The organism is Clostridium sp. DL1XJH146, from assembly GCF_054819755.1.
On sequence record NZ_JBTVVN010000001.1, the window covers coordinates 251,404 to 270,130 of the forward strand.

Sequence of the window (18,727 nt, forward strand, 5' to 3'; positions counted from 1 at the left end):
ACTACTAATGTAACAAAATAAAAAACTCAAGGAGGAAACATAATGGCTCAAAAATTAGTTCCAGAAGCAAAACAAGGATTAGGAAAATTCAAAAATGAAGTAGCAAATGAATTAAATGTGCCATTCACAGATTATAATGGTAACCTTAGTTCTGCACAATGTGGTAGCGTTGGTGGAGAAATGGTTAAAAGAATGGTAGAACAATACGAAAAAAATATTAAATAAAAGTACTAAATAATATTTAAATATAAAAGAGGAAAGAGTAATAAATTATTAATAATTTATTACTCTTTCCTTAGTTTTATTTCCAAATTAAATTTTGCTAATATTATATATACTAATGCTACTTAAATTAAGACCCTCAAAGTCTAACAAATGATTAAATTAAAAAATAAATCAATATTATATTATTTATACTTTTTTATAAATAATATGATAATTAAATAATTTTAGGGTACACTAAAACTTGTAGTTCAAATAAAATTTACTAATATAAATAATAAAAGTATTCAGATCTAAACTTTTTCTTTTTTGCCAGAAGGATGCCATTATATATTTCTGACATTTGGATAAGCTATTAGTGTACCAGAAAAAACAATAAAGAGGAGGAAAAAAGAATGGCAAAAAATTTAATTCCAGAAGCAAAACAAGGATTATCAAATTTCAGAACAGAAGTAGCTCAAGAATTAGGTGTACCATTCACTGAATATAATGGAAACCTTACATCTGCACAATGTGGTAGCGTTGGTGGAGAAATGGTTAAAAGAATGGTAGAACAATACGAAAAAACTTTGTAATAAAACTAAAGGGTGTAGCCTAATTCGCTACACCCTTACTTGATATTCTAAAATCAGTTATCCTTATCTGTTTCTTTTTCTGTCCATTATACTCATTAAACTGAGGTATAAAGACCATATCTAACTTTAACCCATCAGGATTATATAAAACTTTTTCATAGTTTTCATTATATTCATTTTTTATTATATCTATAAAATCTTCAACTCTATTAAAACATATTCCTTCAATCAAATTATCTTGTGAAATCCTACAAGTTAATTTTAAAACATTTTTATTTTCCCCAAGTATTCTTATTGCAGATATAGGGATATTCTTGTCAGCAAATACTGGCGTAGGATTTCCTTTACCAAAGGGCTCTAAATTCGAAATTTCATTGATTAATTCATTAGTTATATAACTTAAATGTAATCTCTTATCAATTTTAATCTTTAAAGCTAAATCCTTCTCAGTCAAACAGCAATTATCGTTCAGATTTCTACGCAAATCACAAATTTTACTTTCTTCTAAAGATAACCCTGCTGCCATAGGATGTCCTCCAAATTTACTCAAAATATCTTTACATTTAAGCAATTCTTCAAACATATTATATTCATCAATAGATCTCCCGGAACCCTTAACTCCTTCTTTTGCTTTTGTAATAATAAATGTTGGAACATTAAATTTCTCACGAACTTTTCCAGCAACTATTCCTGCAATAGATTCATGCACATCCGGTTTATAACAAACTAAAACTTTATCATTTATTAAATCTGAAGCATAAATGGATTCAATTATGCTATCTACATTTTCATTAGTCATTTGTTGTCTCTTTTTATTTAATTCATTAAGAATGTTTGCCAATTCATAAGCTCTTACATTATCTTTAGTTAATAATAATTCTACAGATAAATTTGCTGTATCTAATCGGCCAGTAGCATTTATACAAGGGCCTATCATAAAGCCAATATGGTATGCTTTGATTTCTTGACCTTTTATACCTAATATTTCTATTAATGCTTTTAAACCTAAATTAGACGTATTATTAATGTATTCTAACCCTTTCTTCGCAATAATCCTATTCTCTCCTACTAAATCAACAACATCACAAATTGTTCCAATCCCTGCAATTTCAATCAGATCAGTAATTTCATCCAATGAATATCCTATGCTTTCTAATAATACCTGTGCAAACTTTAAAGCTATCCCTGCTCCACATAAATTTTCATAAGGGTATTCACAGTCTTTTTGTTTTGGATTAATTATTGCATCAGCCTCAGGAACTAAATACTCTCTATCACCATTTTCATTTACAAAAAATCTTAATTCATGGTGATCCGTTACAACAATAGTAAAACCTAACTCTTTTGCAAATTTTATTTCTTCAATTGCACTTATCCCATTATCACAAGTTAGAATCACTTTAACACCATTTTCATGCAATTTCTGAATTCTTGCTATACTCATGCCGTATCCTTCAGTTTCTCTATCTGGAATATAATAATCAACATTTGCATCCAATCGTTTTAGAGCTAAATACAAAATGGAAGTACTTGTAACTCCATCGGCATCATAATCTCCATAAATTATTATTTTTTCCCCCGAATCAATTGCATCCATAATAATTTCAGTTCCTAGTATCATATCCTTCATTAAAAATGGATCATATAAATCAGCTAAAGATGAATTAATAAAACTTTTTACCCCATCTATACTTTTAACTCCTCTATTGGCAATTATTTTAGCTATTGTAGTTGTTACCCCTGTCTCATTTACTATATTGCTTAAATCTGCATCTGTTGTTTTCAATCTCCATTCACGCCTCAAAATATCACCGTCTTTCCATTTTATCAAATAGTAATTATATTTGAAATTTTAATTCACCGCAATGCAAATTATACTACATGTTATTACTTAATTTATACTGGTTTTTACCATTTTTTTTCGCTTCATAAAGTGCTATATCAGCAAAATCAATAATTTGAAATATATCGTTTATTTTTGAATCTTCATCAATTCTAGCTACCCCAAGACTAATTGTAAAACTGCATTCTTTATTTTGTACTTCATAAATTTTTTGTCTGAATGTTCTAATTATTTCATCTGCAGCATCACATATAGATTTATTATCAATATTAGAAAAAACAATAATTATTTCTTCTCCTCCATACCTAAAGGCAGTCCCATCATATTTTTTTGCAACCTCATTAAATAATTCCCCTGTATATTTCAACACAACATCACCAAAAAGATGTCCATATTTATCATTTACTTTTTTAAAATCATCAATATCTGCCATTACAATGCCTACATTGCCTATATTTTCCACTTGATGGTTGCCTATTATTTTATTTAAATATGTCCTGTTATATAATCCCGTTAGATTATCCATTATTGCAGACAGAGAAACACTTTCATAAAGAAATGCATTTTCAACATAAACACCCAATTGAGCTACTATAAGTCTAAATAATTCTATCTTATTTTCTGATATAGTATCGGGATGATCGTAGTAAAGTGAAATAAAACCATATTTTATAGAATTTCTATGTATTTCTAAAGCTATAAAAGAACCTTCTGATAAATTAAACTGTTGATTTACAGAAATATCTTTTATTAATAGTTCTCCATTTCCTTCTTTTATTTTGCTATATATTTCACTTATTAATTTTTCTTTAATAATCGTGCTATCAGCAATCATTGATTTCTCTGTTACTTGCCACTCGGAATCTTTTTTGATACAAATTGAACACGCTGTTACTCCAAGTAATCCCAAAACTACATCAATTATATTTTTTATCGTATCAATCAATTCAAGCGAATTTCCCATATAAAAATTAACTTCTTTTAAAATATTTAAAGTAGCTACTCTTTCTTCAAGTATTTTAATATAATCATCTTTTTCATTGATATCTTTTCTTAATATACTAATGATATCATTTGAATTACTAGTTCTTGACTCTGAATTATTTTGCATGTTTATTCTCCCTCTAATAATTAAATCATTTATTTAAAATAATAATTTTTCATAAATTGTGTTTAGATTAATACATATAATCATTTAATAAACATTTATAATAATTATACCATCTTTAATAGAAAAAATATTCATTTTTTTTAATAACATAATAATATCGTATTTAAATGCATTAATAATGATTTATTGTCCAATATCAACGAATTACATATTCAATATAGATAAAAACATAAGAAACTATGTTTTTTATGTTATAATCATTTGTGAATATAAACAGAATAAAATAAAGTGAGGTTTAAGATGAAAAAAAAGTTTAACGGAAGTGTAATGCTAAATCCCGTTCCATGTGTTTTAGTAACTTCTAGAAATAAAGAGGGGAAAAATAATGTTTTCACCGTAGCATGGGTTGGCACTGTTTGCACTAAACCCCCTGTTATTTCTATAAGTGTAAGACCAGAACGTCTTTCTTATGAATATATTAATAATTCAGGAGAATTCATTATCAATATACCATCTACTAACTTAAATAAAGCCGTAGATTACTGCGGTGTTGTATCTGGTAGAAAAGAAGACAAATTAGCCAAATTAAAATTAAATCTATGCCAAGGCAATTCAGTTAATGTAGGATATATAGATGAGTGTCCGATTTCACTTGAATGCAAAGTAAAACAAGTTATTAAGCTTGGTAGTCATCATATGTTTTTAGCTGATGTAAAAAATGTAAATATAGAAGATGAATTGATTGATGAAAAAGGGAAAATTCATTTTGAAAAAGCAAATTTATTATGCTTCTCTCACGGGGAGTACTTTGGTTTAAGTAAAAAATCCTACGGGTCTTTTGGCTTCTCTGTTAAAAGAAAGAAAAAAAAGAGAACATAATTGCTGGGTGATAATTTTTTCTATTTTATAGGTTATTAGGTCAATATATATCTTTGGGTTTACATATATATATTGACCTTTATTTATATAAATGTGCCAACTAATACTTCAAGTTTCTCTATGCTTATCCTTTTATTTTTCAACTTAAACAAAAATTATCTATATTTAATAATTTTACTATTTCAAGCTTTGGACACTAGCATTCTTAAAAACTTTCTTCAGTACTATTTTTAACAATTCCTTATCAATTAAATTTTTATGTTTAAAAATATTTATAGTCTTATCATAATCATTAAACATTATTTCATTTACAGTAAATTTTATAGCCAATCTTATGGACATCTCATTACTAATTATATTGCTCAATTCTATTGATTTTATTATTTTTTCTATATTTATACCGTCAATAATACTATCATTAAAATAAAATTCATCTAGTACTTTATCAACAGTAGCTAATGCTACTTTTAATTTAGTTAGATTAGTTCCTCCTTTTATTAAAAGATAGTTCATATTTTTTTCATTTTGTATTCTAGAACTTACATCATAAACTAATCCTTTTTCTGTTCTTAATTTTTCATAAAGCAAACTATTTATTCCCATACCTAATTTGTAATTAAGTATTTTTAAAGCCTCATACTCTATATCAGTTAAATTATCTATAGAAAATAAATAGTTGAATTTAGCACCATTAAACTTTTCTTTATTTTCAACAAAAAAACCTGTAATATTACTTTCTTCTAATGAAAAAGTTTTATCGCTATCAGTATCTATATAGCTTTCATCAATTTGCCAAGACAAAAAATACTTTTCAATGATTTCAACTATATAATCAAAACTTAAGGAAGAAACTACTGAAATAACACAATTTTCAGGAATGTAATTTCTTTTATAAAATCTAATTATTTTATCTAACGTTATATCATTAATACTTTCTTTCATCCCTATAATAGGGTATTTAATACGTTTTTCACTATAGGCATTAAACATCAGTAGATCTTCACATAATTGATATGGATCATCCTTCCATTCATTTAACTCCTCTTTAATTATATTTATTTCTTCATCAAATCCTTCCTCTGATAATTTAGGATAAATTATCAGCTGAGAAAACAAAGATATAGCTTTTTCCATATCTTCCTTAAGGCAACTCCCATAATAAATAACATAAGGAAAGTTTGTCATGGCATTATTAAATCCAAAAACGTTCTCAAGTTCATTATTAATCTCTTTTTCAGACAAATCTTTGGTACCCTTATATACTAAATGTTCTAATGCGTGAGCACATCCAACTTCATTTTTGTACTCTGAATTAGCTCCTGCATCTAGACCAATACATATTGATGTTAAATCAATTTGGTTGTTCTTATATATTATTTTTATACCATTACTTAATTTTTTGCTTTTCATTTCATTAGCTCCTATAAAAATTATGTATAATTCTTAAAAGTTTAACATTTTTTATATATAATAATAACATTTTTATGCTATTATTATTTTTAATATTAAATCGGAGGCAACCTATGAATAAAATAGATAATCTAAGACAGAAGGCTTATTTTCAATTTATTATATATTCTTCAATTGGTGGAGTAAATGTTATTCTTGATTTTACTGTTATCAATTTACTAATGGTATTTTTCAACACTTACACCGGCGCCATTTTATTTTTCTATAAAATTATATCTCTTTTTATCTATTCTATCAATGGGTATATAATGAATAAAAAATTTACATTTCAATCAACTACAACAAAAAAATCATATTTCTTTTATATGCTTGTACTAGGAACAGCTGCCATTGCAAATGGACTAATTTTAGTTGCACTAACTTCTATTTCTGTGAATATAAGTCCAGCTCTTTGGGCTAATATTTCTAATTTAGTAGCTTCTATTATAACTGGAACTCTTAGTTTTTTAGTTACTAAATTCTTTGTATTCAAGGCTAAATAAGTCCCCACTCAACTATTGAAGGGACTTATTTTATGAATTATTTTTTATTTTTATTTGCTAACAACAAATATAAGCTATTTGTCATAAATATTACCCCTGAAAAAAACAACACAATAAGCCACTGTCCTGCATCTAATGTAACTGTATGAAATACATTTTGTAAAAATGGTACGTAAATTATACTAATTAACATCGTAATAGATACAGCAACTGAACCAATTAAATACACATTTGAAAATATATTTATTTCAAATATAGAATGATTTTCAGACCTACATTCGAATACGTGAAAAAGTTGTGACATAATAAGCGTTCCTAACGTAATTGTTCTACATTCGATTAAATTCATACCAAAATATTTCCCGAATAAAAATGCTAATATAGTACAAACACCTATTAAGACACCTCTTATAATTATCATTTCTTTAAGTCCTCTAGCAAATATACTCTCATTTTTATTAATTGGCTTGCGTTTCATAATATCTTTATCCGCCGGGTCAACACCTAACGCAATTGCTGGTAATCCATCAGTAGCTAAATTAACAAACAATATTTGTATTGGTAGTAATGGTACATTTATATTGATTATCGATGCAATGAACATAGTTAGTACTTCTCCAATATTGCAAGCAAGCAAATATCTAATAAATTTTCTAATATTATCATATATAACTCTTCCTTCCTCAACAGCTGCTACAATAGTTGAAAAATTATCGTCAAGTAAAATCATAGAAGATGATTCTTTTGTAACATCAGTACCCGATATACCCATTGAAATACCTATATCTGCTTCCTTTACTGCTGGAGCATCATTTACTCCATCACCTGTCATTGCAACAATATTGCCATTTTTCTTAAAAGCACTGACTATTTTTAATTTATGTGCTGGAGTTACTCTTGAAAAAACCGTAATAGTTCTACACTTTTTAGTAAGTTCTGATTCTTTCAATTTATCTAGTTCTTCTCCTGTTATTACTTCATTTTCATTTCTACAAATATTAAGTTCCTTTGCAATAGCGTAAGCAGTATTTTTATGGTCACCTGTAATCATAACTGGTTTTACACCAGCTAGTTTACATTTTAATACTGCATCCTTAACTTCTTTTCTAGGTGGATCCTTCATTCCAGCAAGCCCTATAAAAACTAGATTTTCTTCAAATGATTTCTTGTTTAATCTATTGATATTAGGACTAAACGCTGTACCTAAACATCTTAATGCTTCACTAGACATTTTATTTATTTGGTCTAATATTGCTTTTTTATCCCCTTGATTTATTATTCTATAGCCATTATTCTCCCATATGAACTTACATTTTCCCAATAACTTTTCAGGGGCACCATTTGTATAACCAATTAATTTACCTTTTTCCTTTGTAACCACTGTTTTCATTTTTCTATCTGAATCGAAAGGTATTTCGTATACCCTCTTCCCATTATTCATGAAATTCATCAATCTATTTTTATCAATAAAAAACGCCTTTACAAGAGCAATTTCTGTAGGGTCTCCTTTTAATTCAATTTCTTTTTTGTTTTTTTCTTCAATAGTAAAATCACTACATGAAACAAATGATTTAGCAATTATATCATTGTTTAAATCTAATAGTTTTCTTTTAGTTCTACTATCTACAGAATAATTTTTTCTATCAAAGTATATTTTTTGCACTGTCATCTTATTTTGAGTTAATGTTCCAGTCTTATCGCTACAAATCACTGAAGTACATCCTAACGTTTCTACTGCTGGCAACTTCCTTACCAGTGCATTTCTTTTTAGCATTCTTCCAACACCTAGTGCTAAGGAAACTGTTACAATAGCAGATAAACCTTCTGGAATTGCTGCAACTGCTAAGCTAACCCCCAATAAAAACATTTCATATTTATCATGACCTCTTAATATTCCCATTACAGTTACAACAAAGCAAATAACTAAACAAGCTAAAACTAATATTTTACCTAAGGAATTTAATTTATCCTTAAGTGGCGATTTTTCATCTTCGATACTTTCTATCATTTTTGCGATTTTACCCATTTCAGTATTCATACCAATTGCTATTACTTTTGCCTTAGCAAATCCATTTATAACTGTCGTACCCATGTATATCTTATTGTTTCCATCTTTTAATTCCTTTTGTACTCCTTCAGATTCGCCAGTAAGTAGTGATTCATCTACTTTTAAATTATTTGATTCTATAAGTATACAATCCGAAGAAATCCTATCCCCACTTTCAACAAGCAAAACATCACCAGGTACTAATAATTCTGCCCTGATTACCTTTACTCTATTATTCCTATATACTTTAGCTGTAGGTGATGTTAATTCTTTTAGTGCCTCAAGAGATTTTTCTGTTTTAAACTCTTGTATAAATCCTAAAATAGAATTCATAATTACAATAATTAGTATTGTAATTGCATCTGCCTTTTCTCCCATTGCACCAGAAATAAGTGTTGCTGCTATTAGAACCCAAGTTATGAAATCATTAAATTGTTGCATGAAAATTTTTACTGCTGAAACTTTCTTTCTTTCTCGCAGAATATTATATCCGAATTTTTTTCTTCTATTTTCAACTTCTGCTTCAGTTAGACCAATTCCTTTTTTAATTTCATTAATCACTATACTCCTCCTAAAGATTGTTAATCCTATAGATAAATATATGAATACCTATGGTCAAGTTATGAAAGTTATACTAGAAATTTTTTTTTAAAAAAAGTATAATTATTTAGTAGCAATCACTAGGAGGGAATAATAATGAAAGAAACAATATATATAACTGGTCACAAAAATCCAGATACAGACTCTATTTGTTCTTCAATAGCTTATGCAGATTTTAAAAACAGAGCAGAAAATGTTAACGCTATACCTATAAGACTTGGAGAACTTAATAAAGAAACTCAATTTGTTTTAGATTATTTTGATGTTGAAAAGCCGCGTCTTGTTGAAACAGTAAGACCACAAATAAAAGATTTAGATTTTGATAAAACAGCTCAAATATCACCTGGTATTTCTTTGAAAACTGCGTGGACTATAATGAAAAAAGAAGGCTCTAAAACTCTTCCTGTAGTAGACGGCGAGGAAAAGTTCAAGGGCATAGTGACCCTATCTGACTTAACCAATTCATTTATGGATATATGGAATTCGTACTTAATAGGCAAAAGTAATACAACATTTGAAAATATAATCGATACCCTTTCTGGTAAAATTATTTATAAAAATAAATCAGTAAACCATTTCCCGGGCAAAATATTAGTAATAGCAATGGAGCCAGATAAAGCAAAAGGAAATATTGATGAGGGAGATATTATTATTTGTGGCAACAGAGAAGATACACAAAATATTATTTTAGATAAAAAAGTTTCTCTATTAATAATTACGGGAGGAAACAAACCTTCAGAATCCGTTATTGAAAAAGGCAAGCAAACAGGTACATCAATTATATTGACATCACATGATACATTTACAACATCAAGATTAATAATACAGAGTATCCCAATTAGACACGTTATGTCAACGGAAAATTTAATTAGCTTTAAATCAACAGAATTTGTAGAAGACATTAAAGAAATTATGACTAAAACTAGGTACAGAAGTTATCCTGTTTTAGATACAAACAATAAAATTTTAGGAACAATATCTAGATTCCATTTAATTTCTCAAAACAAGAAGAAAATGATTTTAGTAGATCATAATGAACTTACTCAATCTGTAGATGGAATCTCTCAAGCTGATATACTTGAAATTATAGACCACCACAGAATTGCAGATATTCAAACTGGATTACCTATATATTTTAGAAATGAGCCAGTAGGTAGTACCTCTACCATAATAGCCTCAAAGTTTTTTGAAAGTGGTATAAGACCTTCAAGAAAAATTGCAGGTATACTAGCTTCTGCTATTATCTCAGATACGCTTCTTTTCAGATCCCCTACAGCAACTAGTATTGATAAAATAATATTAAATCGATTAGCTAATATTGCAAATATAGACATTTATGAATTCGCTGATAAAATGTTTAATGCTGGTACTTCTATTGAAGGTAAAACCTCAAAAGATATCTTTAATCAAGATTTTAAAGCTTTTACATTGTTGAGCAAAAAAATAGGAGTTGCACAAATTAATACAATGAATCAAAAAGAATTCGAACCAATAAAAGATGACTTAATAAATTATATGAATACTAAATCTAACAATGAAAATTATAATCTATTAGTACTAATGATAACTGATATTTTTAAAAGTGGTACTAGATTTATTTTTGTAGGTAAAGATAAAGATATATTTAGCAAAGCTTTCAATATTGATATTAACAATCAATGGTACTACGTTGAAAATATACTATCTAGAAAAAAACAGGTAATCCCAATTATAACTACAACAATAGAAAATTTACAGTAATCAAAAATAGAAGTATAAGCGTTAATTCTTATACTTCTATTTTTGAAATTTATATAAATAATTTTCAACCAAATTATCATATTCTCTGATTAAAGTATTTAAGACTTTATTATTAATATCAAAATAGTTTTTTTCAATACTTTTAACCGGCAATACTTTAGTTGATGTGCCTGTTAAAAAAATAGAATCATACTTATTTAAATCTCTTTTATTAATAGTCTTCTCAACTATCTGAATATCGAAAGTCTTACATATTTCATAAATCTTTTGTAAAGTAATTCCTATGAGTACTCTTGTGCTTGGAGCAGAATATATTATATTTTCTTTAATAAAAAAAACGTTAGACCTACTTCCCTCAGTAATATCACCATTTTCATCATAAAGAATAACTTCATAAGTATTAGTTTTTTTTCTATACTCTGTAGTGGTCTTTTTATAATAATTTTTAACTAATTTAATACTAGGATCTTCCCTTTTTAACTGAAGTAAGGATACATCAACTCCACTATAGTACAATTTCATTTGTGGGTAATCGTGTCTTATAAAAAAAGCAAAATACTCTCTATTAATTATATTATATACAATTTTAATATTACCGTCATTAAAATTATTTGCTAAAATAGTTTTAATAATAATACTTTTAAAATATTGTCTATTAGTGTCAATATCAAAATTTCTACCCCTTATGCTTGCTTGAAATCTATCAAAATGACTTTCCCAAAATAACGGAACTCCATTTATTATTCTTATTACCTCGTATACTGAATTATCAGTTAAAATATCTTTTTCACTAATTTGTGTAATCGAATAACTGGTATCGTTCTTTATAATAAATTTTCCTATTGCTTCTCCCACAATTTCACCTCTTAACTCCATTTCAGAGTAACAATTTCCTTATGCTTCTTTTTATAATTAATTAAATATGGATTCCCTACTAGATTAAACAGAGGTAGGTCTGATAATGAATCAGAATACATGAATGAATTCTCAAAATCCACTTTGATTTTTTCTTTATCAATGAATTCTTTCAATCTTCTTACTTTCTCTTCACCTTTACAATTCTCACCATCAATTATATTTCTATATACCCCATTTTCAATAATTAGTTTTGTTCCAATAACTTTATCAACTTGTTTTATATTATAAAATTCATTTAAATACACTTCCGGCGAAGCAGATATTAAATATACTTTATACCCTTTTTCACTAAAATCTCTAAGTGCATTTATTCCATCATTATAAAGAATTTTGCTAAGTCTTTCTTTATAAAAATCTTTTACTATGATATTAAATTCTTCAATTTTAATTCCATCAAAAAATCTCATGAATTTCTCTTTAGACTCTTTCGCATTATAGGCTCCTATGCTATAAAAAATTGCTGATTTAAGACTGTTTGGCATAAATCTTATTAATTTTTTGTTTTTCTTTAACATGTATAAGTATAGCTCTAGTAAGGATTCTCTACTAGTAAGTGTAAAATCCACATCAAATATCGCAAGTTTTTCCATTCTAAAACCTCCAAAAAAGAGACTAATACATCAGTCTCTTTTTATTCCTCTTCAACTAGTTTTTCATAATGAGCAGATGCTTCGTTGAACTCTTCATCATCAGGAACCACCAATTCTGCCTCTTCATCATCGTCCCCTACAACTTTAAACAAATATACTGTATCATTTTCTGAATTTTTCACAATAGCGTATTCATTGCCTTTAAAAGCAAAACCATCAACTATTTCACAAGGAATCATATTGCCATCTTCGTCTTCAATTTCAATAGAAATTGTTTCCTCTTCCATATCATCTAAAATTTGATCTTCTGTTTCAAAATTATTATCATCCATTTTTTTATCCTCCTAAAATTATAATGCTAAAAACAATTTTACCACAAAATTAAAATTTTAAAAGGGGTTATACAAAAAGAGTATGCATTTACATACTCTTTAAAACATTTTTTTTATTCTTTTTGCTGATTTTCTCCATACTTTAGTCATTTTTTTCATTTTTTTCCTACTCAAACCTATATAATCCATCATATCGTTCATAAAAATTCATCTCCTTTTCATCTATTATTTTGCTCAAAAAATGAATTTATAATCTAGTGATATAATACCATTATTATTTCCATTATTAATTATTTTACTATGTTTTGGAAACTAAGCATTATTTTAAATTACTTTATTCTTTTTTAAAAAAAGAGCTTCCTAAAGGAAGCTCTTACTTTTAAATTAATATTGCATTTCTGCTAATCTTTTATAAGATTCAAATCTTTCTTTTGCATCTTTTTCAGTTTTAGCATAGAATTCATCTGCTAACTCTGGACGAACTTTTTGAAGTGATGCGTATCTAACTTCCCCAAGTAAGAATGCTTTGAAATCTCCTTTTGGTTCTTTTTGATCAAGAGTGAAAGGATTCTTTCCAGCATCTTTTAATTCTGGATTAAATCTATATAGATTCCAATATCCGCAATCTACAGCTTTCTTTTCTTGAACTTGGCTTGTTCCCATACCAGATTTTATACCGTGGTTAATACATGGAGCATAACCAATTATTAATGATGGTCCTGGATATGCTTCTGCTTCTTTAATAGCTTTGATAGTTTGATTTTTATCAGCACCCATTGCTATTTGAGCAACATATACGTATCCATAACTCATTGCCATCATACCAAGGTCTTTCTTCTTAGTTCTCTTACCTGCAGCAGCAAATTTAGCAATTGCAGAGAATGGAGTAGCTTTTGAAGCCTGACCACCAGTATTTGAATATACTTCTGTATCAAATACAAATATATTTATATCTTCACCAGATGCAAGTACATGGTCTACACCACCATAACCGATGTCATAAGCCCATCCGTCACCACCAAAGATCCATACTGATCTCTTAACTAAGTAATCTTTTCTTTCTTCTATTTCTTTTATAACTGAATTAGCCTTCTCAGCTTCTAATAATGGCATCAATTTAGCAGCTGTAGCTTTAGAAGCATCACCGTCATTTGAAGCAACTTTCCACTCAGATAATGCTGTTTTTAACTCATCAGATATTGCTTCTTCTTGTGCTTTATCAGCAAGTAATATTAATCTATTTCTTACTTGTTCAACACCCGTGTACATTCCTAAACCGTACTCAGCATTATCTTCAAATAATGAGTTTGCCCAAGCTGGTCCTTGACCTTTTTGGTTTACTGTATATGGAGTTGAAGGAGCTGAACCACCCCAGATTGATGAACAACCTGTAGCATTAGCTATCATCATTCTATCGCCATATAATTGAGTTACAAGTTTAGCATATGGAGTTTCTCCACAACCAGCACAAGCTCCTGAGAATTCAAATAATGGTAATTCAAATTGGCTACCTTTAACTGTATATTTGTTAGTAGGGTTCTCTTTTTTAGGAAGCTTACTTGTATAGTCAAAGCCTTCTTGCTCTTTGTATTGAGTTGCTGCTTGTTTCAAAACTAATGCTTTGTCTTTAGCTGGACAAATATCTGCACAGTTTCCACAACCAGTACAATCATATGCACTTACAGTCATAGCATAGTATGATTTTTCGCCTTTTAATCCTTTAGCTTCTGCAAATTTAAAGCCTTCTGGAGCATTATTTTTTTCTTCTTCAGTTAATAATTGAGGTCTTAGTACTGCATGAGGACATACATAAGAACATTGGTTACATTGGATACAATTTTCTGGTAACCATTCTGGAATATTAACAGCAATTCCTCTTTTTTCATAAGCAGCAGTTCCTGCAGGGAATTGACCATCTTCAATACCTTCGAAAGCACTTACTGGAAGATCGTCACCTTTTTGTGCATTTACAGGTACACATATATCTTCAAAGAATTTAGGTAATTCAACTTTTTCTGCTTCAACATCTTCAGCAGTTTTCCAACTTTCAGGTATATCTATTTTAACAATTGCTTCTAATCCTTTATCAATTGCAGCGTAGTTCATATCAACAACTTTTTGACCTTTTTTACCGTATGATTTAACAACAGCATCTTTAAGATATTTAACTGCTTCATCTATAGGGATAATATTTGCTAACTTAAAGAAACCAGCTTGCATAATCATATTTATTCTTCCACCAAGACCAATTTCTTGAGCTATTTTTATAGCATCAATTGTGTAGAAGTTAATGTTATGATCTGCGATATATCTTTTTAAACTACCTGGTAATTTTTCATCTAGCTCTTCTGGTGTCCAGATACAGTTTAATAAGAAAGTACCATTATCTCTTAATCCAGCTAATAATTCATATTTATCTACGTAAGATTGGTTTTGGCAAGCTACGTAATGAGGTTTATTAATTAAATAAGGAGAGTTAGTAGGGTTTTTACCAAATCTTAAGTGAGAAATTGTTACCCCACCAGATTTTTTAGAATCATATGAGAAGTAACCTTGAGCATACATGTCAGTATTATCTCCGATGATTTTAATTGCGCTTTTATTAGCTCCAACTGTACCATCTGATCCTAATCCCCAGAACTTACAAGCTGTAGTTCCTTCTTTAATTGTATCTATTCCTGCTACATCTTCAAGTGATGTATGAGTAACATCATCGTTTATAGCAATTGTAAATCCATCTTTAGGATTTTCTGATTTTAAGTCTTCAAATACACCAGCTATATGAGAAGGAGTTGTATCTTTAGAACCTAAACCATATCTTCCACCAACAACTAGTGGAGCGCCTTCTTTACCTGAATATAAAGCTTTTACATCTAAGTATAAAGGTTCACCGATAGCACCTGGCTCTTTTGTTCTATCTAAAACAGAAACTTTTTTAACTGTACTTGGCATTGCTTTTAAGAAATGTTCTATAGAGAAAGGTCTATATAATCTAACTTTTAATAAACCATATTTTTCTCCTTTTGCATTGTAGTATTCAACTACTTCTTGTGCAGTATCACAAATAGATCCCATTGCAATAATTACGTATTCAGCATCTTCAGCTCCTACATAATTAAATAATTGATAGTCTCTACCTGTTAATTTATTTATTTCACCCATATAGTCTTCAACTATTGTAGGTATTGCATCATAAAACTTATTAGCTGATTCTCTTGCTTGGAAGAATATATCAGGGTTTTGTGCAGTACCTCTTGTAACAGGATGCTCTGGGTTAAGCGCACTGTCTCTAAATGCTTTTACAGCATCATAGTCAACAAGCTTAGCTAAATCATCATATTCAAGCACTTCAATTTTTTGTATTTCATGAGAAGTTCTGAAACCATCAAAGAAATGAAGGAAAGGAATTCTGCTCTTAATAGCTGCTAAATGGGCAACTCCTGCCAAATCCATAGCTTCTTGAACACCATTAGATGCAATCATCGCGAAACCAGTTTGTCTCGCAGCCATAACATCTGAATGATCTCCAAAAATTGATAACGCATGACTTGCAACTGCTCTAGCACTAACATGGAAAACGCAAGGTAATAATTCTCCTGCAATTTTATACATATTAGGAATCATTAATAATAAACCTTGAGAAGCTGTGTATGTAGTAGTTAATGCTCCACCTTGAAGAGATCCGTGTACTGCACCAGATGCTCCACCTTCTGATTGCATTTCTACAACTTTAACAGTTTGACCAAAAATATTTTTTCTTCCTTCTGCAGCCCATGCATCTACATGTTCTGCCATTGGAGAAGATGGTGTGATTGGGAATATTGCAGCAACATCAGTAAATGCATAAGAAACGTGTGCAGCAGCAGTATTACCATCCATAGTTTTCATTTTGCTCATCTTGTATACCTTCTTTCTATATGTTTTAAACTCGCACAAGGCAAGTTCGAGGGCAATTTACAGTTTTTAGTCTAACCACAAATATAAATGTTTATCCAAAATTAATTATCCAATAACTTGTTTGCAATCTATTATATCACTTGTCCATTTTTTAACAAACATTATAATTTGTACAACTAAAAACACAATTAAATACTTCTCTATGAAAAAATATTAGTAAACAATTTCATTATACACAAAAACATATAAACTATACAATACCTTTATAAGAAATATTTATTACTACATACTTTTTATAACTAATTTTTATGTTTTTATTGTTATTTTAACCAAAGAAATTTTTGCTAATATTCTACATTAATTATTATATCAATATTTTTAAAATTTGTCTGCTACTAAAGCGAAATATTATAAGATATTCGTAATTGTTCAAATTAATTTAATTTTCAGATAATGATTTTTAATATATTTCACCTTCTGAATTTATCCAGAAAAGAAAATTAAAATTTTTGTAACTAAAAACAAGAGCCCATATACCTATGAACTCTTGTTTCTTTGACTTTATTTATTTTTTTTATAATTATACTTTAAAATTATATTATTTATTAGCACTTAATGGAGTATCTCCACCTTTTGCTTTAGTATAGAAACAAGGATAAGCAGATGTTCCATGTTCTCTTAAGTCTAAACCAACAATCTCTTCTTCAGCATCAACTCTTAAACCAACTGTAGCATCAATTGTTTTAAATAATACAAATGCTGTTCCTAATGTCCAAGCAGCTACTGCTAGTACTCCAATTACTTGAATACCAAGCAAACTTGCTCCTCCACCATATAATAGTCCACCATCTAAAGCTAAAAATCCAACTAAGATTGTTCCAAGTGCACCATTAACACCATGAACAGTGATTGCACCAACTGGATCATCTATTTTTAATTTTGACTCTATAAATTCTGCTGCATAAACATTCATAACCCCTGCAAATAAACCAATTACTACTGCACCAACTGCTGAAACTGCATCGCAGCCAGCTGTAATTGCAACAAGCCCTGCTAACGCACCGTTCAAAGTTGCTCCAACTTCTGGTTTACCACTTTTAAACCATGTTACAAACATTGAAACTGTTGCACCCATTGCTGCAGCTAAGTTTGTAGTAACAAAAATATGAGACATTGCATCAACATCCATACCTGTTAAAGTAGAACCTGGGTTAAATCCGAACCATCCAAACCAAAGAATAAATACACCTAAAGCACCTATTGTTATATTATGCGCTGGAATACATTTAGCATTTCCATCTTTATCATATTTACCTATTCTAGGTCCTAATATCCAAGCACCTACTAATGCAGCCCATCCACCTAAAGAGTGAACAACAGTCGAACCAGCGAAATCATGGAAGCCTCTAGTTGCAAGCCAACCGCCACCCCAAATCCAGTGACCAACTATTGGATAAATAAATGCACTAATTACAAAACTATAAATTAAGTATGACTTAAACTTTGTTCTTTCAGCCATAGCACCTGAAACAATTGTTGCAGCTGTAGCACAGAATACTGTTTGGAATATCAAGAAAGCCGGTGTTGGTATATTAAGTCCTAAATCAAAACTAGCAAATAAGCTACCAGTTCCAAACAAACCAAACTTATCATCTCCAAACATTATTGTAAATCCTAAAACCCAAAATATTAAAGTTCCAACTGAAAAATCCATAAGGTTCTTCATTATTATGTTAGAAGCATTTTTAGCTCTAGTAAAACCAGCTTCTACCATAGCAAACCCAGCTTGCATAAAGAATACCAACGTAGTCGCAAATAACACCCAAACCGTATCAACACCTCTAACAACATCTAGTAATTCAAATTCCATAAATAAGTCCCCCTTTAATTTTGTTTTTGTCTTTGCCTTATTAAGTCCCATTTTGTTTCAAAAATTATAATTAGTTTAACTTCCAAACAAGTTTGAACCTAACAGTACTAAAAGTATTAATAAATCAATAATACTGAATTAATAAATGCTT

14 protein-coding genes are annotated in these 18,727 nt (G+C 29.0%); 5 read left to right on the top strand and 9 right to left on the bottom strand.

The features are described from left to right. Positions 1 to 42 precede the first annotated feature (42 nt). Positions 43 to 225, top strand: coding sequence for an alpha/beta-type small acid-soluble spore protein (locus tag ACVHXK_RS01275; protein WP_461204528.1), 183 nt, complete (start codon positions 43 to 45; stop codon positions 223 to 225). Positions 226 to 617: 392 nt separating this feature from the next. Next, positions 618 to 797 carry an alpha/beta-type small acid-soluble spore protein gene (locus ACVHXK_RS01280; RefSeq protein WP_461204529.1) on the top strand — a complete coding sequence of 60 codons (180 nt, stop codon included), beginning with the start codon at positions 618 to 620 and terminating at the stop codon, positions 795 to 797. 19 nt (positions 798 to 816) lie between these two features. Here ACVHXK_RS01280 and recJ read toward each other — a convergent pair whose 3' ends face one another. Continuing rightward, positions 817 to 2,601 carry a single-stranded-DNA-specific exonuclease RecJ gene (recJ, locus tag ACVHXK_RS01285; protein ID WP_461204530.1) on the bottom strand — a complete coding sequence of 595 codons (1,785 nt, stop codon included), beginning with the start codon at positions 2,599 to 2,601 and terminating at the stop codon, positions 817 to 819. A 73-nt stretch (positions 2,602 to 2,674) separates the two neighbouring features. Next, positions 2,675 to 3,751, bottom strand: a complete 1,077-nt coding sequence (locus ACVHXK_RS01290) for a sensor domain-containing diguanylate cyclase (protein WP_461204531.1) — start codon at positions 3,749 to 3,751, stop codon at positions 2,675 to 2,677. Between the two features lie 300 nt (positions 3,752 to 4,051). On the opposite strand from ACVHXK_RS01290, the gene ACVHXK_RS01295 reads away from it, so the two are divergent. Further along, positions 4,052 to 4,630 carry a flavin reductase family protein gene (locus ACVHXK_RS01295; RefSeq protein WP_461204532.1) on the top strand — a complete coding sequence of 193 codons (579 nt, stop codon included), beginning with the start codon at positions 4,052 to 4,054 and terminating at the stop codon, positions 4,628 to 4,630. A 177-nt stretch (positions 4,631 to 4,807) separates the two neighbouring features. Here the strand turns inward: ACVHXK_RS01295 and ACVHXK_RS01300 are convergent, their stop codons facing one another. Next, positions 4,808 to 6,040, bottom strand: coding sequence for a M16 family metallopeptidase (locus ACVHXK_RS01300; RefSeq protein ID WP_461204533.1), 1,233 nt, complete (start codon positions 6,038 to 6,040; stop codon positions 4,808 to 4,810). Positions 6,041 to 6,153: 113 nt separating this feature from the next. Between ACVHXK_RS01300 and ACVHXK_RS01305 the strand changes: the two genes are divergently transcribed. Further along, entirely contained in the window at positions 6,154 to 6,582 is a 429-nt protein-coding gene (locus ACVHXK_RS01305) for a GtrA family protein (protein WP_461204534.1), read from the top strand. Positions 6,583 to 6,619: 37 nt separating this feature from the next. Here the strand turns inward: ACVHXK_RS01305 and ACVHXK_RS01310 are convergent, their stop codons facing one another. After that, on the bottom strand, positions 6,620 to 9,187 hold the full coding sequence (locus ACVHXK_RS01310) for a calcium-translocating P-type ATPase, PMCA-type (protein WP_461204587.1): 2,568 nt from the start codon (positions 9,185 to 9,187) through the stop codon (positions 6,620 to 6,622). Positions 9,188 to 9,325: 138 nt separating this feature from the next. Here ACVHXK_RS01310 and ACVHXK_RS01315 point away from each other — a divergent pair, with 138 nt between their 5' ends. Further along, positions 9,326 to 10,969, top strand: coding sequence for a putative manganese-dependent inorganic diphosphatase (locus tag ACVHXK_RS01315; RefSeq protein WP_461204535.1), 1,644 nt, complete (start codon positions 9,326 to 9,328; stop codon positions 10,967 to 10,969). 36 nt (positions 10,970 to 11,005) lie between these two features. Here ACVHXK_RS01315 and ACVHXK_RS01320 read toward each other — a convergent pair whose 3' ends face one another. The 5 genes from ACVHXK_RS01320 to ACVHXK_RS01340 all read right to left on the bottom strand — a co-directional run bounded on the left by ACVHXK_RS01320 (position 11,006) and on the right by ACVHXK_RS01340 (position 18,576). Then, entirely contained in the window at positions 11,006 to 11,824 is an 819-nt protein-coding gene (locus ACVHXK_RS01320) for an aminotransferase class IV (RefSeq protein WP_461204536.1), read from the bottom strand. A gap of 11 nt (positions 11,825 to 11,835) precedes the next feature. Beyond that, entirely contained in the window at positions 11,836 to 12,477 is a 642-nt protein-coding gene (locus tag ACVHXK_RS01325; protein ID WP_461204537.1) for an HAD-IB family hydrolase, read from the bottom strand. A gap of 41 nt (positions 12,478 to 12,518) precedes the next feature. Next, the gene (locus ACVHXK_RS01330; protein ID WP_461204538.1) at positions 12,519 to 12,809 is read right to left on the bottom strand and encodes a DUF1292 domain-containing protein; all 291 of its coding nucleotides are present in this window, start codon (positions 12,807 to 12,809) and stop codon (positions 12,519 to 12,521) included. 384 nt (positions 12,810 to 13,193) lie between these two features. Further along, positions 13,194 to 16,706 (bottom strand): pyruvate:ferredoxin (flavodoxin) oxidoreductase, encoded by a 3,513-nt coding sequence (gene nifJ, locus ACVHXK_RS01335; protein WP_461204539.1) that lies wholly within the window; start codon positions 16,704 to 16,706, stop codon positions 13,194 to 13,196. 598 nt (positions 16,707 to 17,304) lie between these two features. Beyond that, complete coding sequence (locus ACVHXK_RS01340) at positions 17,305 to 18,576, bottom strand: ammonium transporter (RefSeq protein WP_461204540.1); 1,272 nt, start codon at positions 18,574 to 18,576, stop codon at positions 17,305 to 17,307. Between the last annotated feature and the right edge of the window lie 151 nt (positions 18,577 to 18,727).

Excerpts from the sequence above, each read along its gene's own strand:
- ACVHXK_RS01275 (WP_461204528.1), top strand. The coding sequence starts at position 43 with ATGGCTCAAAAATTAGTTCCAGAAGCAAAACAAGGATTAGGAAAATTC.
- ACVHXK_RS01280 (WP_461204529.1), top strand. The coding sequence starts at position 618 with ATGGCAAAAAATTTAATTCCAGAAGCAAAACAAGGATTATCAAATTTC.
- ACVHXK_RS01290 (WP_461204531.1), bottom strand. The coding sequence starts at position 3,751 with ATGCAAAATAATTCAGAGTCAAGAACTAGTAATTCAAATGATATCATT.
- ACVHXK_RS01295 (WP_461204532.1), top strand. The coding sequence starts at position 4,052 with ATGAAAAAAAAGTTTAACGGAAGTGTAATGCTAAATCCCGTTCCATGT.
- ACVHXK_RS01300 (WP_461204533.1), bottom strand. The coding sequence starts at position 6,040 with ATGAAAAGCAAAAAATTAAGTAATGGTATAAAAATAATATATAAGAAC.
- ACVHXK_RS01305 (WP_461204534.1), top strand. The coding sequence starts at position 6,154 with ATGAATAAAATAGATAATCTAAGACAGAAGGCTTATTTTCAATTTATT.
- ACVHXK_RS01315 (WP_461204535.1), top strand. The coding sequence starts at position 9,326 with ATGAAAGAAACAATATATATAACTGGTCACAAAAATCCAGATACAGAC.
- ACVHXK_RS01325 (WP_461204537.1), bottom strand. The coding sequence starts at position 12,477 with ATGGAAAAACTTGCGATATTTGATGTGGATTTTACACTTACTAGTAGA.
- ACVHXK_RS01330 (WP_461204538.1), bottom strand. The coding sequence starts at position 12,809 with ATGGATGATAATAATTTTGAAACAGAAGATCAAATTTTAGATGATATG.
- nifJ (WP_461204539.1), bottom strand. The coding sequence starts at position 16,706 with ATGAGCAAAATGAAAACTATGGATGGTAATACTGCTGCTGCACACGTT.
- ACVHXK_RS01340 (WP_461204540.1), bottom strand. The coding sequence starts at position 18,576 with ATGGAATTTGAATTACTAGATGTTGTTAGAGGTGTTGATACGGTTTGG.